General features: G+C 53.7%; 24 protein-coding genes. 19 read left to right on the top strand and 5 right to left on the bottom strand.

The annotated features are described in order from the left end of the window. The 4 genes from speB to ELY33_RS02445 all read left to right on the top strand — a co-directional run. Window positions 1–951: agmatinase (speB, locus tag ELY33_RS02460; protein WP_126943425.1), on the top strand; the 951-nt coding region annotated here is incomplete at its 5' end. A gap of 120 nt (window positions 952–1071) precedes the next feature. Next, on the top strand, window positions 1072–2454 hold the full coding sequence (locus ELY33_RS02455) for a YjiH family protein (protein WP_126943419.1): 1383 nt from the start codon (window positions 1072–1074) through the stop codon (window positions 2452–2454). Window positions 2455–2527: 73 nt separating this feature from the next. Beyond that, the gene (locus ELY33_RS02450) at window positions 2528–4147 is read left to right on the top strand and encodes a 5-guanidino-2-oxopentanoate decarboxylase (protein ID WP_126943431.1); all 1620 of its coding nucleotides are present in this window, start codon (window positions 2528–2530) and stop codon (window positions 4145–4147) included. Beyond that, window positions 4148–5623: an aldehyde dehydrogenase family protein gene (locus ELY33_RS02445; protein WP_126943416.1), complete on the top strand. Its 1476-nt coding sequence runs from the start codon at window positions 4148–4150 to the stop codon at window positions 5621–5623. 2 nt (window positions 5624–5625) lie between these two features. Here ELY33_RS02445 and ELY33_RS02440 read toward each other — a convergent pair whose 3' ends face one another. The 3 genes from ELY33_RS02440 to ELY33_RS02430 all read right to left on the bottom strand — a co-directional run bounded on the left by ELY33_RS02440 (window position 5626) and on the right by ELY33_RS02430 (window position 8701). Continuing rightward, a complete protein-coding gene (locus tag ELY33_RS02440; RefSeq protein ID WP_126943413.1) occupies window positions 5626–6561 on the bottom strand; it encodes a hydroxymethylglutaryl-CoA lyase in 936 nt (311 codons plus the stop codon). A gap of 9 nt (window positions 6562–6570) precedes the next feature. Next, entirely contained in the window at window positions 6571–7776 is a 1206-nt protein-coding gene (locus tag ELY33_RS02435) for a CaiB/BaiF CoA transferase family protein (RefSeq protein ID WP_126943410.1), read from the bottom strand. A gap of 157 nt (window positions 7777–7933) precedes the next feature. Next, complete coding sequence (locus ELY33_RS02430; protein WP_126943407.1) at window positions 7934–8701, bottom strand: SDR family NAD(P)-dependent oxidoreductase; 768 nt, start codon at window positions 8699–8701, stop codon at window positions 7934–7936. A 308-nt stretch (window positions 8702–9009) separates the two neighbouring features. Here ELY33_RS02430 and ELY33_RS02425 point away from each other — a divergent pair, with 308 nt between their 5' ends. The 11 genes from ELY33_RS02425 to ELY33_RS02375 all read left to right on the top strand — a co-directional run bounded on the left by ELY33_RS02425 (window position 9010) and on the right by ELY33_RS02375 (window position 18267). Continuing rightward, window positions 9010–9990 (top strand): TRAP transporter substrate-binding protein, encoded by a 981-nt coding sequence (locus ELY33_RS02425; protein ID WP_126943404.1) that lies wholly within the window; start codon window positions 9010–9012, stop codon window positions 9988–9990. Between the two features lie 97 nt (window positions 9991–10087). Further along, on the top strand, window positions 10088–10630 hold the full coding sequence (locus tag ELY33_RS02420; RefSeq protein WP_126943401.1) for a TRAP transporter small permease: 543 nt from the start codon (window positions 10088–10090) through the stop codon (window positions 10628–10630). Next, a complete protein-coding gene (locus ELY33_RS02415) occupies window positions 10627–11922 on the top strand; it encodes a TRAP transporter large permease (protein WP_126943398.1) in 1296 nt (431 codons plus the stop codon). Before ELY33_RS02420 ends, ELY33_RS02415 begins: the two co-directional genes overlap by 4 nt. Window positions 11923–11951: 29 nt before the next feature. Further along, window positions 11952–13058, top strand: a complete 1107-nt coding sequence (locus ELY33_RS02410; RefSeq protein WP_126943395.1) for a heparan-alpha-glucosaminide N-acetyltransferase domain-containing protein — start codon at window positions 11952–11954, stop codon at window positions 13056–13058. Between the two features lie 174 nt (window positions 13059–13232). Then, window positions 13233–13511, top strand: a complete 279-nt coding sequence (locus ELY33_RS02405) for a peptidylprolyl isomerase (protein ID WP_126943392.1) — start codon at window positions 13233–13235, stop codon at window positions 13509–13511. 58 nt (window positions 13512–13569) lie between these two features. Continuing rightward, a complete protein-coding gene (locus tag ELY33_RS02400) occupies window positions 13570–14505 on the top strand; it encodes an ABC transporter ATP-binding protein (protein ID WP_126943389.1) in 936 nt (311 codons plus the stop codon). Next, on the top strand, window positions 14502–15263 hold the full coding sequence (locus ELY33_RS02395; RefSeq protein WP_126943386.1) for an ABC transporter permease: 762 nt from the start codon (window positions 14502–14504) through the stop codon (window positions 15261–15263). The genes ELY33_RS02400 and ELY33_RS02395 overlap by 4 nt, the downstream gene beginning before the upstream one ends. A 53-nt stretch (window positions 15264–15316) precedes the next feature. Next, complete coding sequence (locus ELY33_RS02390) at window positions 15317–16330, top strand: nucleoid-associated protein (protein WP_126943382.1); 1014 nt, start codon at window positions 15317–15319, stop codon at window positions 16328–16330. 91 nt (window positions 16331–16421) lie between these two features. After that, the gene (locus ELY33_RS02385; RefSeq protein WP_126943379.1) at window positions 16422–16874 is read left to right on the top strand and encodes a tellurite resistance TerB family protein; all 453 of its coding nucleotides are present in this window, start codon (window positions 16422–16424) and stop codon (window positions 16872–16874) included. Window positions 16875–16991: 117 nt separating this feature from the next. Next, window positions 16992–17585 carry an exopolysaccharide biosynthesis protein gene (locus ELY33_RS02380; protein WP_126943376.1) on the top strand — a complete coding sequence of 198 codons (594 nt, stop codon included), beginning with the start codon at window positions 16992–16994 and terminating at the stop codon, window positions 17583–17585. Between the two features lie 64 nt (window positions 17586–17649). Then, window positions 17650–18267, top strand: a complete 618-nt coding sequence (locus ELY33_RS02375) for a YqhA family protein (protein WP_244208552.1) — start codon at window positions 17650–17652, stop codon at window positions 18265–18267. A 4-nt stretch (window positions 18268–18271) separates the two neighbouring features. Here ELY33_RS02375 and ELY33_RS02370 read toward each other — a convergent pair whose 3' ends face one another. Further along, the gene (locus ELY33_RS02370) at window positions 18272–19276 is read right to left on the bottom strand and encodes a serine hydrolase domain-containing protein (RefSeq protein WP_126943373.1); all 1005 of its coding nucleotides are present in this window, start codon (window positions 19274–19276) and stop codon (window positions 18272–18274) included. A gap of 533 nt (window positions 19277–19809) precedes the next feature. Beyond that, window positions 19810–20139: a hypothetical protein gene (locus ELY33_RS02365; protein ID WP_126943370.1), complete on the bottom strand. Its 330-nt coding sequence runs from the start codon at window positions 20137–20139 to the stop codon at window positions 19810–19812. A 395-nt stretch (window positions 20140–20534) separates the two neighbouring features. Here ELY33_RS02365 and fliD (ELY33_RS02360) point away from each other — a divergent pair, with 395 nt between their 5' ends. From fliD (ELY33_RS02360) to ELY33_RS02345, 4 genes are all read left to right on the top strand, one after another. Beyond that, window positions 20535–21887, top strand: a complete 1353-nt coding sequence (gene fliD / locus ELY33_RS02360; protein WP_126943367.1) for a flagellar filament capping protein FliD — start codon at window positions 20535–20537, stop codon at window positions 21885–21887. Window positions 21888–22031: 144 nt separating this feature from the next. Beyond that, window positions 22032–23450, top strand: coding sequence for a flagellar filament capping protein FliD (gene fliD, locus ELY33_RS02355; protein ID WP_126943363.1), 1419 nt, complete (start codon window positions 22032–22034; stop codon window positions 23448–23450). Between the two features lie 259 nt (window positions 23451–23709). After that, complete coding sequence (locus tag ELY33_RS02350) at window positions 23710–23856, top strand: flagellin N-terminal helical domain-containing protein (RefSeq protein WP_422822280.1); 147 nt, start codon at window positions 23710–23712, stop codon at window positions 23854–23856. Between the two features lie 187 nt (window positions 23857–24043). Beyond that, on the top strand, window positions 24044–24563 hold a 520-nt coding region (locus ELY33_RS02345), incomplete at its 3' end, for a flagellin N-terminal helical domain-containing protein (protein WP_479694252.1).

The raw sequence follows: 24563 nt of genomic DNA, 5'->3' as shown, positions 1-24563 counted from the left end.
ATGTCTGAACTTAACCAGCCGTTAGGCGGTAATAGCATGCCGCGCTTTGGTGGGCCCGCCACCATGATGCGTTTACCCACCCAGGAAAGTGCCGCAGGCTTAGATGCTGCGTTTATCGGTATTCCAATGGATATTGGCACGTCTAACCGTCCTGGTACACGGCTTGGCCCCCGCCAAATTCGTGATGAATCACGCATGCTGCGCCCTTATAACATGGCCACCCGCGCCGCGCCTTTTGACAGCCTACAAGTCGCGGATATTGGCGATGTGCCGATCAATACCTTTCACCTGCCTAAAAGCGTCGACATTATTACCGCCTTTTACGATGAGGTGCTGGCGCATAACTGTGTGCCATTAACATTAGGTGGTGAGCACACGCTAACGCTTCCTGTATTGCGTGCTATCGCGAAAAAACATGGCCCGGTTGGCTTAATCCATATTGATGCCCATGCCGATGTGAACGATCACATGTTCGGTGAGCCGATCGCCCATGGCACGCCGTTTCGCCGCGCCCAGGAAGAAGGCCTGTTAGCCCACGGCAAAGTGGTGCAGATCGGTCTTCGTGGCACGGGTTATGCCGCCGAGGATTTTGACTGGTGCCGTGATCAAGGGTTTCGTGTTGTTCCCGCCGAAGAGTGCTGGTATCGCTCGCTTGCCCCCTTAATGAAAGAAGTGCGCGAACAAATGGGCGATACCCCGGTGTACATCAGTTTTGACATCGACGCCTTAGATCCATCGCTTGCCCCCGGTACGGGCACGGTAGAAATGGGCGGGCTGACGTCTCCACAGGCATTAGAAATTGTGCGTGGTGCGGCAGGGCTAACGATTGTTGGCGCCGATTTGGTAGAAGTATCGCCCCCCTATGACACGAGCGGCAATACGGCGCTGATCGGTGCCACCTTGCTGTACGAAATGTTGTGTGTACTGCCAGGCGTTAAACGCCGCGGCTAATCGTTATGACTGAATTGGTTTTTCAAAGCGCCGGCCTAACAAGGCGCAAATTATAAAAACTTGCTTTTCCTCCGACGCCACCAGCCCACCTCTAATAATCTCTTCCAATAGGTGAAAGAAATGTCTTACTCCCAAGTTAAGTTGGATGACACCGACCCGTCGACGCCGATCCAGCGAACGCATTTACTGAAGTTTTTGATTCCCTCAATAATCGGCGTCCTCTTGTTTCTGGTGCCTTTTCAAGTAGGTGGGTCAATCAATATTGGTATGGGCCTAATGGCCGACGGGCTGCAGTCGCTGCTAAGTGCTGCACTGCCCGCCATTGCTATGATAGTGCTATGTCTGTCCGTGGTGATAACGCTCTACGTCAAAATAGCGAAGCCTGGCTGGGCGCAAAGTGGCCACTTTCACGATATGTTTGATGTGGGTGCTATCTGGGTTGTGATGCGTCTATTAGGTGGCATTTTTGTCATCATGACGTTTTTCCAGGTCGGCCCGGAATTTGTCACGGCATCGTTTACTGGCGGCGTGATGCTAAATGATCTGGCGCCAGTGCTACTGACGTTCTTCTTCTTTGCGGCGATTCTGCTGCCGTTTTTGGTTGAATTCGGCTTTATGGAATTTATCGGCACCATGGTGCGTAAGCCGTTTCGGGTGATTTTTAATCTTCCTGGGCGCAGTGCTATCGATGCGACGGCGTCCTGGATGGGGTCAGGCACAGTGGGGGTGCTGATCACTTCCCAGCAGTACGAACAGGGGTACTATAACGGCCGCGAAGCGTCTGTTATCGCGACTAACTTTTCAGTCGTCTCCATCGCGTTCAGTCTTTTGGTAACGAACTTCGTTGATATTAATCATCTCTTTGTGCCGTTCTACTTTACGGTCGTGGTGTCTGGGTTGATTGCTGCCATTATTGTGGCGCGAATTCCCCCGCTATCGCTAAAATCTAATGATTACTACGAGCCGGTTGGCTGTCAGTTAAGTGAAGAGCGCACGGAAAATGTCGGACTGTTGCGTTACAGCTTGCTGCAGGCGACTCGCCGCGCAGCGGATGCGCCAGGGCCGAAAGAGCTGGTTCGTTTAGCACTGCTCAACGTGGTTGATATCTTCCTGACACTGTTGCCTCTGGTGTTTGCCATCGGTACCGTCGCGCTGATTTTAGCGGAATTTACCCCGCTGTTTACCTGGCTTTCTTACCCAATGGTGCCGGTGCTTGAGTTATTGCGGATTCCTGAAGCGCAAGCTGCAGCCCCCGCCACACTGGTTGGGTTTGCCGATATGTTCTTACCCGCGGTACTTGCGACGAATATTGAAAGTGAGCTGACTCGCTTTGTAATTGCCTGCTTGTCGATGACGCAGTTGGTGTATATGTCTGAAATTGGTGCGCTGCTGCTTAAGTCAAAAATCCCCATTAAATTCTGGGAGCTAGCGGCCGTTTTCTTGATTCGCACCGCCATTACACTGCCGATCATCGCCTTTATGGCCCACACGTTTGTATTCTGAGGGGCCTGGAATGAACGATGATGTTATGAACGCTGACGCAACGAACGTTGATGCAGCGAACAATAGCAAGACAATGACCTGTGCCGAGCTACTGATTCGCCTGCTGCAAGACACGTATGGCGTACAGGCGCTGTTCGGTATTCCTGGTGTGCATACGATAGAGCTTTACCGTGGCCTGGAAGGTAGCAGTGTGCAGCATATAACGCCGCGCCATGAGCAGGGCGCGGGGTTTATGGCCGATGGCTATGCCCGCGCCAGCGGCCAGCCTGGGGTTTGCCTGATTATCACCGGCCCGGGAATGACCAATATTGCTACCGCCATGGGGCAGGCGTTGGCAGACTCTATTCCCATGCTGGTGATCTCCAGCGTTAGCCGTCGGGATACGTTGGGGTTAGGCCAGGGTCGGCTGCACGAACTGCCCAGCCAGCAGCAGATGATCAGCGGCGTGGCGCGGTTTAGCCACACGTTACTGGATGCCAGCACGTTACCTGACGTGCTGGCCCGCGCCTTTGCAATCTTTAAGGGCGCGCGCCCAGGCCCGGTGCATATTGAGATCCCAATTGATCTGTTCAATGCGCCGGTGAATGTGCCAGCCAGTTGGCAGGCGCCAACGCTTTACCGAGCAGCGCCTGATCCACAGGGGCTTGCTGAAGCGGCTCGCTTGTTAACAGCGGCAAAGCAACCCTTAGTGTTGTTAGGGGGCGGCTGTGTGGCAGCGCCGGAAGCGGCGCGGGCACTTGTGCATAAGCTTGATGCCCCCACGGTGACGACCATTAATGCCAAAGGACTGTTGGGCCGCGACCACCCGCTAGATTTAGGCGCTAACGCGGCGCTGCCAGCGGTGCGTGAATTGGCCGCTAACGCCGATGTGATCTTGGCGGTGGGAACCGAGCTTGGCGAGACCGATTATGATGTCGTCTTTGACGGTGGATTTCACCTCAATGGCACATTGATTCGTATTGACCTCGACCCCGAACAGCTGGTGCGCAATCAACGTACAACGCTGGGTTTAGTGGGCGATGCCGGGCGTAGCCTTGAGCTTCTACTCGCTCACTTTCCCGACCCCTTGCAGCGCCAAGGTGTTGAACGAATCGCCGCCGCGTTGAACGCACTGAATCTGGTTAATGACCCAGCCTTTAGCGACTTCGTACCGCTCTATAAAACCCTGGCGGACTTGCTGCCCGAGGCGATTTTGGTGGGCGACTCCACCGCGCCGGTGTATGCAGGCAACCACTTAGTCAGCCAACCAGCGCCAAGGCGATATTTTAATGCCTCTACCGGTTACGGCACGCTGGGCTATGGGCTGCCAGCGGCGCTGGGCGCGCAGTTGGCCCGCGCTGACTTGCCGGTGGTGGCGCTGGTTGGTGATGGTGGGGTGATGTTCACGCTTTCTGAGCTGGCTACCGCGGTAGAAGAGCGTCTGCCGGTGGTGATTGTGCTGTGGCACAACGCAGGCTACGAAGAAATTCGCCGCTACATGGATGCCAACGGTGTGGCTCGGTTGGGTGTCGATATCCAAGCGCCCAACTTTCTTACCCTAGCGGAAGGCTTTGGTTGCCCCGGCGTGCGGGTAGAAAGCCCTAACGAGTTTGCCAGCGCGCTAGCTAATCGTGCTTCCAGCGGGCCGTTACTGATTGAAATCGATGCAGCTGCTTGGCAGCGTGCGTGCCGAATTTCCGACCAGGATACTTAAATGCAGTTACATGACCAGCAGTTAATCAACCAGCAGTTTATCAACCAGCAGTTCATCAATAACGAGTGGGTTGCCTCGGCAGGCACGCGCATGCTCGACGTGATGAATCCTTATAGCGAAGCGCGTATCGCTCAGGTGACCGCGGGGGACGCAGCAGATGTTGATGCTGCCGTTCAGGCCGCTCAGCAGGCACAACCTGCTTGGCAAGCACTGGGTGGGGCTGCGCGTGCCAAGTATCTGGATGGGTTTGCCGATGCCCTGGAAGCCCGTCGAGAAGCGCTTATCACGCTGTCAGCCACCAACAACGGTAAACCACTAGCGGAAGCGGGTATTGACCTGGACGATGCGATTGCCTGCCACCGCTATTACGCCACGCAAGCCAGGGCGCTGGATGCTCGCCAGGGCGAACTGGTCAGCGTGGAAATGGAAGGCGTTGAAGCGCGCACTTACCACGACCCGGTGGGGGTTGTCGGGCTAATTGCTCCGTGGAATTTCCCACTGGTGACAAGCGCCTGGAAGCTGGCACCTGCGTTGGCCGCCGGTTGTACCGCAGTGCTTAAACCATCAGAAGTAACGCCGCTTCCCGAGCTGGTACTGGCCGAAATAGCCCTAGAGATTGGCTTGCCCGCGGGGGTGTTGAACCTGCTCAATGGCGACGGTGAGGGCATCGGCGCGCCGCTATCTCATCATCCTGGTGTGGATAAAATCTCTTTTACGGGCAGCAATCGCGTTGGCGAAATCGTTATGCAAGCCGCCGCTGCTCGCACCGCTAGGGTTTCGTTAGAACTAGGCGGGAAGTCCCCGGTTCTGGTAGTGGAAGACGCTGACCCAGCCCAGGCTGCTGACTGGGTAATGGCGGGGATTTACTTTAATGCCGGACAAATCTGTTCAGCGACCTCGCGGTTATTGGTACATGAGAACGTGGCTGAAGCCCTTTACGCTGCCCTCGCTGAACGGATGGATGCGCTCACCCTGGGTGACCCGCTCGCCGAAGGCACGGACTTAGGGCCGATGACCAGTGCTAAGCAGCGTGAGGCCGTACAGCGTTACTTAGACTTGGCCGAACAGGAAGGTCTGACGCCAGTGCGTGATGTAACCCATCGCACGCTCCCCGCCCAGGGCTACTTTTTAGCGCCAACGCTTTATCGCGATGTGCCGCTAGAAAGCCGCTTATGGCAGGAAGAGATTTTTGGCCCAGTGCTATGTGCGCGCAGCGTCGCCAGCGAAGAGGAGGCGATTAAGCTCGCCAACGACAGCCCTTATGGGTTAGCCGCGACAGTGATCAGTGGTGACCCCGCACGGGCAAAGCGCATTGGCCGCCAGCTAAAAGCCGGTAGCATCTGGTACAACAGCGAACAGCTGGTGCTGCCTGAAACCGCTTGGGGCGGCTTCAAGCGTAGCGGCATTGGCCGTGAACTTGGCCCATGGGGCTTAAGTGCCTACCTGGAAGTGAAACATATCGTTGGGCCTGCGTAAGGCTATCGCTCGGGCATGGCATAACGCCGGGTCGACTTCCCGGCTTTCACCACCTGCCCGGGCACTTCGTGGCCGATAAGCGTTGGAAGGGTGGCAGCGACCTCTAACAGCGCATCTAAATCGACGCCTGTATCGACGTCCATCGCTGCAAACATATGCACCAAGTCCTCGGTGCATACATTACCGCTAGCGCCGGGGGCAAAGGGGCAGCCCCCCAGGCCACCTAACGACGCATCAAAGCGAGTAATGCCTGCCTGCCACGCCGCCAGCGCGTTGGCTAAGCCCATGCCGCGCGTATTGTGAAAGTGCAGCGTGAAGGGTGTTTGTGGCCAGCGTTCCAGTACGGCGTCACATAAATGTTTTACCTGGACAGGGTTCGCCATGCCCGTGGTGTCGCATAGCGTGATGCCTTGAATCCCCAGCGCGATCAGTTGTTCCACTAGCCGGAGCACCCGGGTTTCAGGGACGTCACCTTCAAACGGGCAACCAAAGGCGGTCGACAGCGAGGCGTTAATAAACACGCCGCTGTCCTGGCAGGCGTCCACGATCGCGGCAAATTGTTCAAGCGACTGCTCTGGCGTCATGCGAAGGTTTGCCAGGCCGTGGCTATCGCTGGCCGACATTACCAGATTGATCTCATCCACTTGGCAGGCGAGAGCACGTTCAGTGCCTTTGAGGTTAGGCACTAAGACGCTGATATCGACACCCGTCCGGCGCTGAATCCCCATGACAACATCAGCGGCATCGCACAAGTTAGGAATCGCTTTAGGTGACGTGAACGACGTCGCCTCAATACGCCGCAGGCCCGTGGTAGACAGTGCATCAATCCAGCGGATTTTCTCTTCTGTAGGCACGAATCGCGCTTCGATCTGTAAGCCATCACGAGGCGCGACCTCGTTAATTTCTACCGTTGATGGGCAGGGTGTCCGTTGGCTCATGACAAGCTCCTAAATAATTCCGGCTTGGCGTAGTTTGGCGCGGGTATCGTGATCAATACCCAGTTCATCTAGCACATCGTCGGTATGTTGACCAAGCGTAGGGCCGCCATCACCTAGCCGGCCTGGTGTGGCGCTGAGTTTGGGTAACACGCCGGGCACTTTAAGCGGCTTGCCGTTGGGGCGAGTGAAGGTTTGAATCATCTCCCGCGCCAAGTAGTGAGGGTCGTGAGCAATATCTTCGGCGGTGTACGGGTAGCCTGCTGGCACACGGGCCTCATCCAGCGCTTTCAGAATTGCCTCTCTTGGGCGCTCTTCAGACCACGCCTGGATAGCGGCATCGATCATTTCGGCCTGCTGACTGCGGCCATCGTTATGGGCCAGCGCTGGGTCGTTGGCAAGGTCTTCCCGGCCAATCACGCTCATCAAACGTTTAAAGATGCTGTCACCGTTACCGGCAATCAGCACGTAATCGCCGCCCTGGCAGCGGTAAGCGTTAGACGGCGTGATGCCTGGTAGCGCGCTGCCACTGGGTTCGCGTACCTGGCCGCTGGCATCAAACTCCGGCAGTAAGCTCTCCATCATCGCAAAGACTGACTCATGCAGCGCCACGTCGATCTCTTGCCCCAGGCCGCTGCGGTTACGTTCTTGCAGTGCTAGTAAGGTGCCTATCACCGCGTAAAGGGCAGAAAGTGAATCGCCAATGCTCACCCCAACGCGCACTGAAGGTTCCCCTGGCTGGCCGGTAAGATAACGCAGCCCGCCCATGGCTTCGCCAATGACGCCAAAACCGGGCTTATCGCGATAAGGCCCCGTTTGGCCGTAGCCGGAAATATGCACCATGATCAGCCGTGGATTGAGCGCTGACAGCGCCTCCCAGCCAAGCCCCCAGTTGTCCAGCGTACCGGGGCGAAAGTTTTCGACGACTACGTCAGCTTCGGCGGCCAGCTGGCGCACCAGCGCTTGGCCCTCTTCACTGCGCAAATCCAGCGCAACAGAGCGCTTATTGCGGGTTTGCACATGCCACCAAAGGGAAGTGCCTTCCTCAATCATTCTCCATTTGCGAAGTGGATCACCGGTGCCGGGCGGCTCGATTTTAATCACATCCGCGCCAAATTCGCCCAGCAGTTTGGTGGCGAAAGGCCCTGCAATGAGCTGCCCAAGTTCAAGAACCTTGAGGCCTTCTAAAGGAAGCTGGCGTGCTTCGGGGGCATGCATTAAGGCTCTCCTAATCAAATCGATAACGTTATTGCCTACCAGCATGCGTGAGCCGCCTAGGGGCGACAATTAGGCAATGGGTAACCAAGGTTTCGTGACTGGCGAAGGTGGACGCTAGCAAGGTGCACCGTTACGCGGCGCTTACTGTAACGGCGATTTAATCGCGAAGTATCGTGGGGGCCGACCACTGCTGACAAAGCGGCATCACTTCTAAGCAAGTAATATTGACATGCGGCGGAAGCGAGGCGACATGGAGCGCTTGTTCAGCGATATCCTCAGGTTGAAGCGGCTCCGCGCCTTCATAGTAACTATCGGCCACTTGTTGGTCGCCTTTCATACGAACCAGCGTAAATTCACTCGCGGTCATACCTGGGGCAAGGTCGGTCACCCGCACCCCGTGGGGGGAAACGTCGCAGCGTAGGTTATAGCTAAACTGTTTCACAAAGGCTTTGGTTGCTCCGTATATATGTCCACCTGGATAGGGGGTATGTGCAGCGATAGAGCCTAGATTGATGACTGTGGAGCCAGGGCCAGAGTCGATCAGTTTTGGCAGCAAGTGACGTGTGACGGTTACTAATCCTTTCACATTGGTATCGATCATGCGGAACCAATCATCCAGCTCAGCGTTTTGTGCTGGCCCTTTACCTAGTGCCAGCCCTGCATTATTAATCAGTGTATGCACATGCTGAAAGCGCTCTGGCAGCGCCGCAACCACCTTGGCAACGTCTTGTGGGTCGCTGACATCTAACTGAGCGGTGTGTACTGGTACCTGTTTTTCCAGCGTAGTGCGAAGATCTTCTAAGCGTGCTTGGCGCCGGCCTGTTAACACCAGTGCCCAGCCCGCTTGGGCGAAACGGTGGGCACAGGCAAGACCGATTCCAGACGTAGCGCCGGTAATGAACACGACGGGGGCGGCTTCGTGCATGATGAAAGCTCCTGGTGAAAGTGGCGGTTGATGCCGCTGCTAAAAACAGCTGCGAGCCACCATTGAGAGAGCCAAATGACGCAGTAGATATTCATCTTTGGTCGTACGAGAATGATAGGGTGCACAATTTAGCGCGTTATAGCGGCGTTTCGAGCCATCGTATTTGACGAAGCCAGCCTTCATGAACGTCGATTTGAGCCGCTTAGCTGCTTGTTTCAAGATCAACCAACCAGCAAAAATGCTGTGATAAGCATCATGCTTAACAAGAGTAACTACATCCAATAACGACAACAGTAGAGAGTCATCCTATGCGGACTTCATTACTTACCACGCTGGCCACTCTGGGTATGCTAACGGCGGCTCCTTTTGCCTTGGCAAACCCGATTGAAATTCAAGTCAACAACACCATGAGCGAAGGCGGCTCTGAAAGTGCAGCGGTAGAGCGCTTTGCCGAATACTTAGAAGAGCAGGCTCCTGGCCGCTTCGAGGTACGCCCTTTCCTAGCAGGTTCTTTAGGCGGTGAAAATGCGGTGTTAGAGCTGCTAAATCTCGGCCAAACACAGCTCTCTATTACCGGCGGCAACTGGCGTCAGCAGTACGCGCCAGAGTTTGACGCTATTACCGTACCGTTTGTTTTTTCAACCTGGGACGACGTTGACGCCTACATGGAAAGTCCTTCCGGCGAAGCACTGATTGAGCAGGCTGAAAGCCAGGGCGGGCTTAAATACTTCGGCACGCAGCATCGCGGTCCGCGTCATATGACGGCTAATAAGGCCATCAATAGCCCGGAAGATTTAGATGGCTTCCGGCTGCGTCTGCCATCGCTTCCCGTATGGCTTGAAGTGTGGGAAGAAATCGGTGCCCAGGTCGTTAACGTGCCCGCACCAGAGATTTACCTTGCCATGCAGACAGGTCAGGTCGATGGTCATGAAAACTCGCTCTCTTCGCCTTATACCCGTCGACTGTGGGAAGTTCAGGACCACATTATTATGACCAGCCACGTTCAGTTTCCCTGGAACTGGGTAGCCAGCTCGCGTTGGTGGAACGGCTTAGAGGCAGACGACCAAGCGATGATTGAAGAGGCTATTCACGTGGCCCGTAAACACGGCACTGAGCGCGAGCGTGAATTGGATGAGTACTATCTAGAAGCGTTGCAAGAAGAAGGCATGACCATTATCGAACCGGATATTGAAGCCTTCCGCCAAGCAGCATTACCGGCGATTGACCGTGTCATGGCCGAAATGGCTGATGGTGTGCGTGAAGATGCGTTAGGTAATGAAAGCCCGTAATTGCGTGTGCTAAACGATCAACGGCGGCCCATTAGGCCGTCGTTGATCGTTTTAAAAGACACGTATTTAAGCCTTATTAAGCCTCAGGAGCATTCCCGTGGATTCAGCTGTGCCGCCCAGTAACGGGCCGGATCGAGTCGCTTTTTATGTGTTGCGTTACACCACCCGTCTTTGTGATGGCGTGGGAGTGGCGATAATGGCAGCGATATTACTGCTGATTGTGTCAGCGGTGGTTGCCCGGGATTTGCTTGGGTGGGGAATGCCCTGGACAGAAGAAGTTGCCTCACTGTTGGCTATTTATGCCATTGGCTTTGGCTCCATCTCTGCGTGGATACGCAGTGAGCATTTGGTGGTCGACTTGTTCAGCCACAAGCTTTCCCGTCTAGGTAAAAATGTACAGTATCGCCTTACTTCGCTGATTTCTTGCGGCTTTTTTGCACTGGCGGCATGGGGCGCGTGGATTATGTCGGACATGAGCGCCAACAACAAAACCGTTTCGTTAAGTATCAGTTTTAGCTACCTCTATTACGGTATCTTTTTTAGCTTCGCAGGCATGGCGGTTATTGCGCTTTGGAAAACACTGCGTGGCCCCGTGTTATGGCTTGAAACGCCCCGCGAAGAAGAGGTGACAACGCCATGACCGAATTACTGATTTTCGTTGGCGGCCTGTTGGTGCTAATGGCCATTGGGTTGCCTGTGGTGGTGGCCATCGGTGTGACCTCGTTTATAGCGCTAGTGTTCACCGGTACCGGCGGGTTGCCTGTCGAACTGCTTCCCTTGCGGATGGTGCAGACGCTTAATAACTTTACCTTGCTAGCCATTCCACTGTTTATTTTAGCGGCCAATATTATGAATATTGGCTCCACCACCACGCGGATTTTTGATTTTGCTACCGCATTAGTCGGTTTTACCAAGGGCGGTCTTGGTCACGCGAATGTGGTGGCCAGCTCTATTTTTGCCACCATGTCAGGGACTGCCGTGGCTGATGCAGCAGGCCTTGGCAGTATTGAAATTAAAGCCATGAGAGAGCGTGGCTATGAGTTGGGTTACTCGACTGGCGTTACCGCCGCTTCCAGCGTTATTGGGCCGATTCTGCCGCCAAGCATTGCGCTGGTGGTGTATGGCTGGCTAGCCAATGTGAGTATCGGTGGACTGTTTATGGCGGGGCTGCTGCCCGGTATTTTAATGGCATTACTGTTGATGGGGATGACGGTGGTGTTAGGAGCAACAGGCAAGGTCGTCATGCCGAAGCCCACGCCGTTCGATGCCTGTGAAGTGGCTCGCACCGGCAAGCGCGCTATTTTACCTCTGATGATGCCCGCGATTATTGTTGGTGGCATTTGGGGCGGTTTCTTCACGCCAACGGAAGCCGGCGCCATTGCCTCGCTCTATGCCGTTATTTTAGGTGGCCTGATCTACCGCGATTTAAGCCTGCGTGACCTGTTTCATGCCTTCCAACGGACGCTTATGTTCAGCGCCGTGATCTTGCTGATTATTGCGGTCTCGAGTTTTTATGGCTGGATTTTGGTGCGCATGGGTATTCCGCAGGCCCTGGCAGGGCAGGTGGCCAGTATCGAAATGCCAATGTTCGCGCTGCTGCTCTGCTTTGCGTTGTTTTTCCTGCTTATTGGCTGTTTTATGTCGGTCATTGAGAGCATTCTGATCTTCACGCCAATTGTAGTGCCTGCCGCCCTTAGCGCAGGGTTAGATCCTGTTCATTTCGGTATTGTGATGGTCATTACGCTTTCAGTGGGCGTTATCACCCCGCCGTTTGGCACGGTGCTGTTTCTGATGGTGGGGATTACGCGGTTACGCTATGGGCAGGTGGTCAAGGCGGTGTTGCCGTTTTTGCTGCCTATTCTTGCCACCATTGTATTGCTGATCGCCATCCCTGAACTTGCCACGTGGCTGCCAGAAGTAATGGGATACTAATCTTCTGGAGCTCAAAGGACGTTGCTTACGTGTTGAATTGGAAGGAGGTGCCGCAGCTTCCTAAGGCGCAAGGCAGAATCGACGCGATTGACCTAGCGCGCGGTATTGCCATCGGGCTGATGATTATCAGCCATGCTGTTAGCGGGTTAGTTGGCATACGTAATGTGCCCGACTGGGGTATGGTACCTCTCCATTTTTTAACCAAGTTCTCGTCTTCGCTGTTTATTTTAGTATTTGGCATCGCGTTGGCGGTGGCCTTTCTTTCTTACACCCAGCGTGACGATTGGCCCAAGCGGCGGTTAAAACTGTGGTTACGGGCCATCGAAGTTTGGTGTTGGTACAAAGTGCTAATCATTATCGAAATGCTCCCCTTCAGCTCGCCCAGCGATATTGTCGATACGTTGCTCTATGGGCGATTTGCTATCTGGGTAGAGATTTTAGGCTTCTACGCGATTGCCTTGCTATGGGTGCCGCTAATATTGCCGGTTTGGGCACGAACGCCACTGTGGGGGCGATTGGCTACCATCGTTGGATTAACGGCACTTTCAGCGTGGCTACAAGGGTTTTCCTTTGGCGGCTACGACCTCTTAAAAGCTTTTCTGGTAGATCATGAAGAGCACTATGCCTGGGGGCAGATCAGCCGCGCGCCGTTAATTTTGTCTGGTTTATTGATCGGCGAAGCGCTATTGCGCTGCTATTTTGATGCCGCTTTACGCCGCCGCTTAATCTTCTGCCTGTTAGGGGCAGGGGCGCTGATGATAACGGCCTTTTATGCCATCGCCATTGGCGGGGGCGATATTCATGGCGCGATGATGGCGGTAGCCCGTAACGTCGGAAAACACCCGCCAGGGCTGCAATTCATGCTGTTTAGCATGGGCGGTGCTTTGGTGCTACTTGGGCTTGCCTTAGCCGGTGGCACGACGGCGGCGAAAGCGCTGTTGCCACTCACCCTTATTGGTAGTGACGCGCTGAAAGCGTTTATCTTCCATATCGTGATGATTTTTTTGGTGCTGCGTTTTTTATTGGAAGGTGAAGGGGCCTATAGCTATCCACAAGCACTAGGCGTGGGCGGCGTGTTAATACTCGGCGCTGCGCTGTGGATTTGGGCGACACGCTGGATAGCCGCCCATCGTTAAACGCGATTTAATAGCCGGGAGCTTTCGATTTGAGGCACTGGATACAACACAGCCTAGCGGCCATAGCGTTTCTAATAACACTGCCCCTAATCAAGCTAACGTTAGCGCCTACAACCGGGTGCCAGCATGATAAACTTATACGCCGCTTTGGGGCTTTTTAATAAGGAGTTTGTTATGGCACGCGCCAGCGCCCGTCATATTTTGGTAAGCAGTGAAGAGCAGTGCAACGCACTGAAACAAGAGATCGAAAACGGTCGTGATTTCGCAGAAGTGGCCAAGCAGCACTCTAGCTGCCCTTCTGGCCGTCAAGGCGGTGATTTGGGTAGCTTTGGCCCCGGCCAAATGGTGCCGGAATTCGACAAGGTCGTTTTCAGCGGTGACCTGAACCAGGTACACGGCCCAGTCAAAACCCAGTTTGGTTACCACCTGTTGGAAATCACTAGCCGCAGTTAATGGCGCCGAACATCCGTCAAGCACCGCGGCACCTCTGTCGCGGTGTGAGGAGCACGCCTTGAACGATCCTATTATTACTATTGAAGGCTTGAACAAAACCTACGAAGGTGGCTTTCAAGCCCTTAGCCGTGTGGATTTAACCATTCAGCGCGGCGAAATTTTTGCCCTGCTTGGCCCCAACGGGGCGGGCAAAACAACCTTGATTAGCGTGGTATGCGGGCTGGTAAACCCAACCCAGGGCCACGTATTGATTGATGGCTATGATAGCGTTACCCATTATCGTCAGGCTCGTGAGCGTATTGGTCTTGTGCCTCAAGAGCTGACCAACGAAGCGTTCGAAACGGTATGGAACACGGTCAGCTTTAGCCGCGGCTTGTTCGGCAAACCGCCCAATCCTGCGCATATCGAGAAAGTACTTAAATCGCTGGCCTTGTGGGACAAACGCAACAATCGCCTGATGACCCTTTCCGGCGGCATGAAGCGGCGGGTGTTAATCGCCAAAGCGCTCTCTCACGAACCGCGTATTCTATTTTTGGATGAACCCACCGCCGGGGTAGACGTCGAACTGCGCCGTGACATGTGGGAAGTCGTACGTGGGCTGCGGGATAACGGCGTCACGATCATTCTCACCACCCATTACATCGAAGAAGCCGAAGAAATGGCCGACCGCATTGGCGTTATTAATCGCGGCGAGATTGTGTTGGTGGAAGAGAAAGCCGCGCTGATGAATAAGCTTGGCAGCAAGCAACTGACTCTTCAGCTACATACGCCGCTTACCTCACTGCCGGCTTCCCTTGATCAAGATGAGCTGAGCTTGGCAGCAGACGGCTATGAACTGGTGTACACCTACGATGGTCGCCAGGAAGAGGAAGGGCGCGGTATTTCTGCCCTGCTTACGCAGCTGGAAAAGGCCGGTATTGGCTTTAAAGACCTGCACACTCGGCAAAGCTCGTTGGAAGATATTTTCGTCGACTTGGTAAAGGAGCGCTCATGAATCTCTACCCCGTTCGTGCCATCTACATGGCGGAAATGGCGCGCACTCGCCGCACCATGCTGCAAAGCATTGTGTCGCCAGTGATTTCTACCTCGCTCTACTTTGTCGTATTTGGGGCGGCGATTGGTTCGCGTATCAGCGAGATTAACGGGGTCAGCTACGGTGCCTTTATTGTGCCCGGCCTGATTATGCTGATGCTGCTTACCCAGAGTGTTTCCAACGCCTCCTTTGGAATTTTCTTTCCGAAGTTTTCCGGCAGCATTTACGAAATCCTTTCGGCACCCATCTCGTATTTAGAAGTGGTGGTCGGCTATGTGGGCGCCGCTGCCTCGAAATCGATCATTCTGGGACTGATTATCCTGCTGACCTCTAACTTTTTCGTGCCGCTAGAGATTGCCCATCCTATTTGGATGCTCACCTTTCTGGTGCTTACAGCGGTCACCTTCAGCCTGCTGGGGTTTATCATCGGCATTTGGGCAGACGGTTTCGACAAGCTGCAGCTAGTGCCTTTGTTGGTTATCACACCGCTGACATTTCTAGGCGGCAGTTTTTATTCTATCGATATGCTGCCGCCGTTTTGGCAAACCATCACCCTAGCCAACCCGGTGGTCTACTTGGTTAGCGGCTTCCGTTGGAGCTTCTACGGCATTAGCGATGTCAGCTTAGCGGCCAGCGTCACGATGATCCTGCTCTTCCTGGCTGCAAGCCTTGCCATCATTGCCTGGATTTTCCGCACCGGTTATCGCTTAAAGCCCTGAGTTTGCTGCTTTCTTGTTTAGCTGTTTTTTTGATAAAAAGGTAACTCCCGCTTATGCCGCTACTGCAAAGTATTGTGCACCGCCTTGACCCATCGCTAGATGGCGAACGCTTAACCGTCACGGCAGCACCGGCTTCAACGCCTGCGGCCACCGACGACCCGGTCATGGCAAGCTTGGTGAATTCGCTAAACGACACCTACAACACCAAAGCCAAAGGGTGGGGGCGATTTGCAGAACAGGGCGAGCAGGCTGGGCCGCTGGTAGCGTGGCTGCGGGCATATATGGCAGAAGAGCAAGATTTCACCCAGCTTTCTATCGCGATTGCCGAACGCCTTGCGCAAACGCTGCAAGAGCAACTCTCCGTTAGTGGCTATTTGGTATTCGCCCACCTACGCCAGGGCGATATCGATACGCTGTTTCTAGGCTTAGTTCATCAGCGGGAAGGCATTGGTATTAATGCAGAGCATCACGCCGTGCCCGCCGCGCAGCTCAATACCAGCCAGCTCACCTTAGCGGCACGGGTGAATATTACCCAGTGGCAGAGCGATTCTGAAAGCGCGCAGTATGTGTCGTTTTTAAAAGACCGTGGCGGCAAAAAGCTAGCCGATGGGTTGATTGCGCTGCTGGGCATGGAAGAGGGCATCGATGCCCCCGCTGAAACCCGCACGCTGCTGAAAGCTTTCAGTGATTACGTCGAAAAAGAGGACTACGACGACGACGCCAGCCGAGAAAAAACCGATACGCTGGTCGACTACGCCAACGAGCAACTGCGCCGTGGCGAGCCAATGACGTTAGAAGAACTTTCGGGGCTGGTAGATGAAAAGCAGCCCAAAGCGTTTTACGACCATATTCGTAATGCTGATTACGGGCTTTCGCCGGAGATTCCCCCGGATAAGCGCACTATCAGCCAATTCCGCCGTTTTACCGGGCGCGCTGGCGGCGTATCGATCAGCTTCGACTCCCACCTGCTGGGTTCCAGCATTGAGTACGATGAAAACCAGGATCGACTGATTATCAAGCAAGTACCCAAGCAGCTAAAAGAGCAGTTGGCGAAGCGTAAGGGGTGAGGGGTGAGGTGATGGCGGGCGCTTAGGCTTAAAGGGCACTAAGTGTCAGATCGCCAGTCGAACTGGCAGGTTAATTAACAGGAGAGAAACCGTGCTGGATGCCATTAGCAATTTCTTCCAACGCGCCCTGGCGGAGCCAGAACAGCGCGATAACCAACCCCTGACACTTGAACTCGCCACCGCGGCGCTGCTCTGTGAAGTAATGCGGGCCGACTACGATAAAAGCGATGCCGAACGCGCCGCAATGAAGCAGATGTTAATCAACCGCTACCACCTAAATGAAAGCGACGTTAATGAGCTGATGGCATTAGCGGAAGCAGAAGTGGATGACGCCGTGGATCATTACCAGTTTGTCAGCCTGATAAAAGAGCACTACGGTTACGAGCAGCGCTATGAGTTAGTGGCGTTAATGTGGCAACTGGCCTGGGCAGATGGCAATGTTGACCCGCTTGAAGAGCACCGTATCCGGCGGCTGGCAGATCTATTACACGTCAGCCACAGCGATTTTATTCGTAGCAAGCTTAGTCATGCACCCCAGGTCTAGTAATACACCCCAGGTCTAGTAATACACCCCAGGTCTAGTAACACTCTGAGCCTTGCAGCCCTGGCCAGCTAGGCTAAGCCATGTCGTAAAGCCAGGAAAAGGAGCGCCGTAACGCCAATGAGTGACAGGCAGGACGCATCGAACTTAACTGAATTGATTAACACCATGGAGCAAATGGCGCGCGAAAAAACCAAGGTGAGCGTAGATGACATCGTGCGTGCCGTGGGGAGCCGCTCGTTTGGGCCGCTGTTGTTAATGGCTTGGCTCATTACCCTCGCGCCCATCATCGGTGATATGCCCGGCATGCCAACGCTGATGGCAGCGTTAGTGTTACTCACATCGGTACAGCTGCTAATGGGAAGGGAGGCGTTCTGGCTACCCAAATGGCTATTAAACCGCTCGCTATCACGAACAAAATTCGACAAAGCCCTTCATTACATAAAGAAACCCGCCAAATGGGTGGATAGCCTGTTGGGTGTGCGTCTTGCGTGGATGACGGGCTACATCGGGATACGCGTTACCGCAGTGATGTGTTTACTCATCGCGTTAGCCATGCCGCCCATGGAGTTTATTCCGTTCAGTGCCAACGGCGCGGGGCTGGCGCTTTCCCTGTTTGGTTTAGGGCTGGTTGCCAGAGACGGCATCATGCTCTCGCTGGGTTTTCTGCTCACCGGGGTCACCTTTACCGTTGTGCTAATCAACGTGCTATAACCCCGCCTACGATTATCCCACCGCCGCTTATGCCGGCGATTTTTTACAGGAGCAAGCACGCACTATGTCTGATCCAGTACCGCCTAATTCGTCGTCGAAGTCATCATCGGTTGATTCAGCATCGCCACCGTCATCACTGCCCCCTGCGCCGAAAACGCCACTTGAACAATCACCCTCGGAGCGGCGGATTGAAACGGCGCTTTGGAATTCGCGCTTTCTGGTAATGCTGGCGGTCGTGCCAAGTTTGCTAGGCTCATTGACACTGTTTATTGTTGGCACGCTGGATATTTTGAAGGTAGTAGGGGACGTACTGCGCTACTACCTGATCGATAGCTCCCAAGATATCCACGACACCCTGGTGCCAGACATCATTATTGCGGTTGATGTGTATTTAATAGCGATTGTGCTGCTGATCTTCGGGCTAGGTATCTATCGGCTGTTTGTGTCGCGTATCGACCAAGCGGAAGCGCGCTATCCGAAACACCCGTTCAACGTAGGCTCACTGGACCAGCTCAAGGACAAAATTGCCCGCGTGGTGATACTGGCTGTGATTATTGAGTTTTTTCGCGCCGTGGTGGATATCCGTTTCACGACGCCGCTGGAAGCCATTTACCTTGCGCTTTCGGTGCTGGCGCTCGCCGCAGCGATTTATCTCATGAGCCTAGGGCATAAGGATGAGTAGCGCCTCACTGGTCATTACTCAGCAGGCCAACCACAAGCTGGTTTAGCTGCCGCTGAAACTGCCCGCCGGGTGAAGGCGGCGTTGGGTCAGAGGTGATCACCAGCGTCATCTCCCGCTCAGGAATCACATAAAGCGCCTGGCCGCCGTACCCGCGCCCATACATAACCGGCTCCTGCGCAAGTGTAGTGATAAACCAGCCGTAACCGTAACCATCGCCCGTCCAGGGCGATTGGCCTCTCGGCGTCCACGACGCCTCTACCCAGCCTTCGGGTAACACCCGCCTGTCACCCGCCATGCCGTCATTGCGATAAAGCTCACCGATGGCTATCAGCGCTCTAGGGGAAAGCTGCATATCGTTGCCGCCGAAGTAAATACCTTGGGGGTCTTGTGGCCAGGCAGGAATCACGATATCCAACGGCTTGCCAAGAAGGCGTTGGGCAAGGGCATGGGTGGTTTCACCACTTGCCTGGGTCAGCGCGGCAGAGAGTAGATGGCTGGTGCCAGTGGAATAGAGCATGCGCCCACCGGGTACGTCAACAAACGGGCGGGTTAGCGCATCATTCACCCAATTATTGCTGGTGACCCAAGCGCCATAGTTGCTACCTGAAGTACGCTCCAGACCTGCTTGTAAAGCAAGTAGATGCGCCACGGTAATATCATTGACCCGTGGATCTACCCCGTTAGGTAGCTGGCCTAACAGCTCTGCTAGTGGCTGCTCGGTAGAATCAATAATGCCGTTTTCAATTGCCGCGCCAGTAATGGCCGCCAGCACGGTTTTAGAAAGGGATTTGATGTTGGCAGGGGTGGCAGGGCCAGGGCCGCCTTGATGCAGCTCATGAATAATAGCGCCTTCATAAGCAACCACCACGGAATGAACACGGCCAAGCTTGCCCGCCTGTTGATCCAGCGTTTGCAGAGCGCCAGCCGAGGGTGGGTTGGCCAGGGCAAATCCAGATAAACCACAGGCAATGGTACAAGTAAGCAACAGGGGGAGAGCAATCATGCGCATTGAAGTACCTTTCTAAGACAAAAATCGCCCCATCGCTGTAAGAACGGTTCAAGGCGGTTGGTAAGTTCCCTACTAAGTTCGAGGCGATGGATGCCAGGAGGTTCAATAGAAGATAAGTTGGCCCCATTGAAGGATAATTACGCAAAAATAACCAATTACTGCTAGTCTAGGGTGGTTATTTCAAAGGTAAGCACCCGTTGCCTTCCTTGAAGCCAAAACTTAAGAAGCAAGCCCCTAAACGCAAGAGCAAGGAGTGCCGTTATGCGTAACATCATTTATATTATTGGCCTGATCGTGGTTGTGTTGTTTATTCTGTCGTTGCTTGGGCTGCGCTAAGCACTCCGCGTCAATAGAAAAAGAAAAGCGCCCGCATCCCCTTTTAAGGGTCTGCGGGCGCTTTGGTTTTAAGGCACTGATTTTAAAGCACTGACTTAAGAACATTGATTTTAAAACACTGTTTTTAGAGCATCGCTCTAGTGCCAAAATTCTTGATACGTACTTAATAAAGAGCCTTGCCTCAAAAACAACCGCGATTAAGCGCAGTCAGCGGCACCTTGGCCAAACATATCAAACATCAGTTCGCGGCCCATCACGGTCAATACTAAACGGTCGTAATCATTAAATTCAGCGGCGCCGCTCTCTTCAAGCACCCGTTGGCATGTTTTCCAACTAGCGCAATGGCTCTTCAGGTTAGCCAGCTCGCGACGAGCAAGACCGCGCTGCGGCAACGTGATAGTTTCAAGTACATGACCGTTATCGTAAAGCAGCTCGGCAACGGTAGAAAGACAGTGGCGTAAGCTGCGTTGCACATGGTAGGCGGCAGACGCTACGGTGGATGCGGGTTGTGACACCTCGGAAGGCATAAGTCGTTCTCCTGCAAACAGCCTCAAAATGGGCTTGCTGCAGTGCATTATAAAGCAACGAGGTTGTTAGACCAAGGTCTATAATTCGTTAGTGTTAACGCCACTTAAGATTGTACCCTAACTTTCCCCTGACATAATGTTGTCATGCTATTAATTTAGTTTGTAAGTCACTACAAAACGGATAAAAATTGCTTATTTCTTCTGATGACACAGGCGCTTTCTCCAATGTTACGCAGCCGTCATTATTTACAATTATTAACTTTTCAATACGTAAAAAATGCCAAATACGCTCAAGACTGGGGTTTAATGGCCGATATCGTTTAATAATAAATTACATTCATACGCATGAGCAGCGCCGTTGTATTGGGCGTTTTGTTAAAAAAGGGCAGTAACTTATGGCTTCCATTTCATCTCTCGGAATTGGCTCAGGACTCGACCTCAACGGCTTGTTGGATCAACTGCAAGATGCTGAGCGGGGAAAGCTAGCGCCGATAGAGCGTCAACTGGAAACCCAGCAGACCAAGATTTCCGCCTATGGTCAGCTGCAAAGTGCGCTTTCCCAATTCCAAAGTGCTTCTGCCGCGCTAAACGACAGCGGGCTGTATGAAAGCCTTTCTACCAATGTGGGTGGCAGCGCTATTACCGCCACAGCAGACGGCGAAGCGCAGCCCGGTAGTTACAGCGTTAATGTCGAAACACTCGCCACCCGTGGCACATTGGCGTCTGGCGGTGTGGAGAAGCTGGACGAGCCGCTGACGACCGCTGAGCAAACGTTAACCTTCACGTTTGGCGATGGTACCAGCCAAGACGTCACGATTGGTGCCGATAGCAGCTTGGAAGGTATTCGCGACGCGATTAACGCCAGTGAAGGTTCAGGGGTTAACGCGACCATTGTGAACGACGGCACTAACTTCCGGCTGGCGCTGAGTTCCAGCGAAACTGGCGCAGACGCTTCGATTACCGGCTTTAGCTTTTCCGATGCAGGCACAGCGCCCTTCGCGGCCGACACCGATAACACCCTTCAAGCAGGCACCGATGCCGCGTTGACGGTTAACGGCATTGCCATCACCAGCCCTACTAATCAGGTCGAAGGGGCGATTCAAGGCGTGACGCTTAACCTGCAAGAAGAGGGCGACAGCACGGTGGCGGTCGAACAGGATACCCGCGCTGTGCGTGAAGCCGTTACCGGCTTCGTTGATGCCTATAACGAGCTGAAAGGCACCATTGGCACACTCACCAGTTTTAATGCGGAAACCGGTGTGGCGGGCGAGTTGAACGGCGACAGCACGGTGCGCACCGTTGAATCGCGCATGCGCAGTATATTAAGTGGTGGTGTTGAAGGTGAGTTCTCGATGCTTAGCGATATTGGTATTTCGCTGCAGCGAGACGGCACGCTTTCCATTGATGAAAGCGAACTGGATAACGCCATTGCCAATAACCAAGATGCGTTGTCGACGTTCTTCGCTGGTGATGCCGACGCTTCCGGCATGGCGGGCCAGGTTAACCAAGGGCTGGATCAGTTGCTAAGCGCTAACGGTGCGGTAAAAGGCGCTATCACCGGGGCGGAAAACCGGGTGGAATCCCTTACAGAACGCTACACCCGTACGGAGCAAACCATCGAGCAAACCATTTCCCGCTACCGTACCCAGTTCGGCCAGCTGGACAGCATGATTGCCCAGATGAACCAAACCAGCAATTACCTGACCCAGCAGTTTGATGCCCTCGACGCCCAGCTTGGCCGCAATTAAGGTTAAAAGCATGAAAAGGCGTTAAAGGTGTGCGCTTTTCTGCCGATAACCTAATGACTAAATGATTCAACTATTACATTGATAGGTGCGCCCAGGCGCGCCTAAGTATTGTGGTTTAGCCTTTTGCACTGAGGAACACCCCGCATGGCGACGATAACCTCTCTTGGCGTTGGTTCTGGCCTGGATCTCACGGGTCTGCTTGATCAACTTCAAGCGGCAGAGCGGGGCAAGCTCGCGCCGATTACCCTTCAAAAGCAGCAGCAACAGGCGAAAATTTCTGCCTTCGGTCAGCTCCAAACGTCGCTGAACGCGTTTCAAGACGCGGTCGAAAAAATTAACGACCCCAAACTCTATCAAAGCCTTTCTGCCAATGTGCGTGGCACAGGTAGTGGAGAAGCCATTAAAGCCACCGCCGCTGCAGAAGCGCTGCCGGGCAGCTACCGGGTAGACGTCAGCCAGCTGGCGACGTCTGGCACGTTGGCCTCTAGCCGAGTTGATGCCAGCGACCAAGCGCTCGACCTGCAAGGGGCAACCGCACTGCAGCTAACGTTTGGTAGCGGTGAAGGCGTTGCTACCAAAACCGTCGATATCACTATTGCGGATGGCAGCAGCCTTGCTGATATTCGTGATGCCATTAACGCTGATAAACAAGCCGGTGTTAACGCCACGATTATCAACGACGGCACCGGCTACCGGCTGGCGCTTAGCTCTAAAACCACCGGCGCAGAGGCTTCCATTGAAAGCTTCAGTTTTGTTGATGCTGATAGCGCTGCAGTAACCGGCCCCTTTGCTGAAGATGCGCTAACAAAACGCCCTGGTGAAAATGCCGCGCTTACTGTTAACGGCATTGCGATTAGCAGCGCGGAAAACAGTATTGAAGGCGCGATTCAAGGCGTGACGCTAAACCTTGCTGAACTCACTATTGCAGATGGTGAAACCGCATCCAGCACGATTAACATTGAGCGCGATACGCTTAAGCAGCGCGAAGCGATTAATGGCTTTGTAAAAGCGTTTAACGACTTAAAAGGCACCATTGGCAAGCTGACCAGCTTTACCGGTGATAGCGAAACCGCCGGTGAGCTAGTGGGCGATAACACCGTGCGCACCATCGAATCCCGGTTGCGCAGCGTATTAACCGGCGGGGTAGGAGGCGGTGAGCTGTCGACGCTTAGCCAACTGGGCATTACCTTGCAGCGGGATGGCAAGCTCAAGGTCGATGACGACACGCTAAACGACCTCGTCGCCAACAACCCCCAAGCGTTAAGTGACTTTTTTACAGGCGAGAACGAAGGCGGCGGCATGGCGGGCAGGCTGAACACCACCATTGAACAGATGCTGGGCAACAACGGTGTGGTTAAGCTAGCAATTAGCGGCGCAGAAAATCGCGTAAAAAGCCTGGACGACCGTTTTGAGCGCATGGAAAAAACCATTGAAGGCACCATTTCCCGCTACCGTAAGCAGTTCAGCCAGCTAGATTCGATGATCGCCCAGATGAACAGCATGAGCTCCTACCTCACCCAGCAGTTCGATGCCCTGGATAGTCAATTAGGCCGCAAGAAATAACCCATAGCGCTTCAGTTTAGTAGCCATAGGTAAGTAATGCGGTGTAACGAGCGAAGCTAGGCACCCGCAATGGGCAGCGAAAGCCGCCTTTTGCTTTTTAAAAAAGTAAGCCTCTCACCTTTCAGTTACCAAACATTACATCTTTTTTTACTATCCGCCCTAAAGATTCCCCCCGCCGTGCCGTTACTTCTAATAACGGCACACAACGTGGCCGAATAGCAGGCCTTCCGGCCAGTGTTCATGCAAGGAGAATCACACCATGTCAGTGATCAATACCAACATCACCTCGATGATCGGCCAGTCCAACCTGTCCAAGTCACAAAATGCGCTGCAAACTTCCATGGAACGCCTTTCTTCAGGCCTTCGCATCAACAGCGCCAAGGATGATGCGACACAAAACTCATAGAGTTGTGAACACCGGTTAGGTCTTGCGCTTTGACTTAATATCTAACCCGTGTTCATCCCTGAAAATGAACATTAATTCACATTTTTCATAACCTACTTTGGCTATCCATCGTTTCCTTTAAAAACGGATGGATACATCGCCGGAGAAAGCCCACTAAGGGCTTGTCTAATGACTAAGGAGACACACCATGATCGCTCAACGTAACTTGACCGACTTACAAAATGCGCTTCAAACCAGCATGGAAAGACTGTCTTCTGGTTCGCGCATTAATAGCGCAAAAGACGATGCGGCTGGTCAGGCAATTGCGAATCGTATGACTTCACAGATCACCGGTCTGAGTCAGGCACAGCGTAACGCCAACGACGGTATTTCGATTTCCCAGACTGCTGAAGGCGCGCTTAACCAAGTTAACGATAACCTTCAGCGGGTGCGTGAGTTGACGGTTCAGTCGCAAAACGGGACTAACTCTTCTGAAGATTTGCAGTCCATTCAGGATGAAATCAATCGAATCTCAGAAGAGACGGACTTTAACGGTACTAAAGTTCTGCAAAGTAATCAGAACCTTGGCATTCAAGTCGGTGCCAATGACGGTGAGCAAATTGACGTCAAACTGAAAGAAATCACTACAGATACGTTAGGTGTAGAAGGCTTTAATGTAAGCGCCTTGTCTGGCCCAATTACAGAAATTACTTCTACTACTGGTAGTG

Origin of the sequence: Vreelandella andesensis, from assembly GCF_003989795.1 — a bacterium.
GTDB classification, from domain to species: domain Bacteria; phylum Pseudomonadota; class Gammaproteobacteria; order Pseudomonadales; family Halomonadaceae; genus Vreelandella; species Vreelandella andesensis.
The sequence above is the reverse complement of the archived record's forward strand: the minus strand, read 5'-3'. Positions and strand labels throughout refer to the sequence as shown.

Coding starts and splice junctions, on each gene's coding strand:
- ELY33_RS02455 (WP_126943419.1), top strand. CDS start 1,072: ATGTCTTACTCCCAAGTTAAGTTGGATGACACCGACCCGTCGACGCCG.
- ELY33_RS02450 (WP_126943431.1), top strand. CDS start 2,528: ATGACCTGTGCCGAGCTACTGATTCGCCTGCTGCAAGACACGTATGGC.
- ELY33_RS02445 (WP_126943416.1), top strand. CDS start 4,148: ATGCAGTTACATGACCAGCAGTTAATCAACCAGCAGTTTATCAACCAG.
- ELY33_RS02440 (WP_126943413.1), bottom strand. CDS start 6,561: ATGAGCCAACGGACACCCTGCCCATCAACGGTAGAAATTAACGAGGTC.
- ELY33_RS02435 (WP_126943410.1), bottom strand. CDS start 7,776: ATGCATGCCCCCGAAGCACGCCAGCTTCCTTTAGAAGGCCTCAAGGTT.
- ELY33_RS02430 (WP_126943407.1), bottom strand. CDS start 8,701: ATGCACGAAGCCGCCCCCGTCGTGTTCATTACCGGCGCTACGTCTGGA.
- ELY33_RS02425 (WP_126943404.1), top strand. CDS start 9,010: ATGCGGACTTCATTACTTACCACGCTGGCCACTCTGGGTATGCTAACG.
- ELY33_RS02415 (WP_126943398.1), top strand. CDS start 10,627: ATGACCGAATTACTGATTTTCGTTGGCGGCCTGTTGGTGCTAATGGCC.
- ELY33_RS02405 (WP_126943392.1), top strand. CDS start 13,233: ATGGCACGCGCCAGCGCCCGTCATATTTTGGTAAGCAGTGAAGAGCAG.
- ELY33_RS02395 (WP_126943386.1), top strand. CDS start 14,502: ATGAATCTCTACCCCGTTCGTGCCATCTACATGGCGGAAATGGCGCGC.
- ELY33_RS02390 (WP_126943382.1), top strand. CDS start 15,317: ATGCCGCTACTGCAAAGTATTGTGCACCGCCTTGACCCATCGCTAGAT.
- ELY33_RS02380 (WP_126943376.1), top strand. CDS start 16,992: ATGAGTGACAGGCAGGACGCATCGAACTTAACTGAATTGATTAACACC.
- ELY33_RS02375 (WP_244208552.1), top strand. CDS start 17,650: ATGTCTGATCCAGTACCGCCTAATTCGTCGTCGAAGTCATCATCGGTT.
- ELY33_RS02370 (WP_126943373.1), bottom strand. CDS start 19,276: ATGCGCATGATTGCTCTCCCCCTGTTGCTTACTTGTACCATTGCCTGT.
- ELY33_RS02365 (WP_126943370.1), bottom strand. CDS start 20,139: ATGCCTTCCGAGGTGTCACAACCCGCATCCACCGTAGCGTCTGCCGCC.
- fliD (WP_126943367.1), top strand. CDS start 20,535: ATGGCTTCCATTTCATCTCTCGGAATTGGCTCAGGACTCGACCTCAAC.
- fliD (WP_126943363.1), top strand. CDS start 22,032: ATGGCGACGATAACCTCTCTTGGCGTTGGTTCTGGCCTGGATCTCACG.
- ELY33_RS02350 (WP_422822280.1), top strand. CDS start 23,710: ATGTCAGTGATCAATACCAACATCACCTCGATGATCGGCCAGTCCAAC.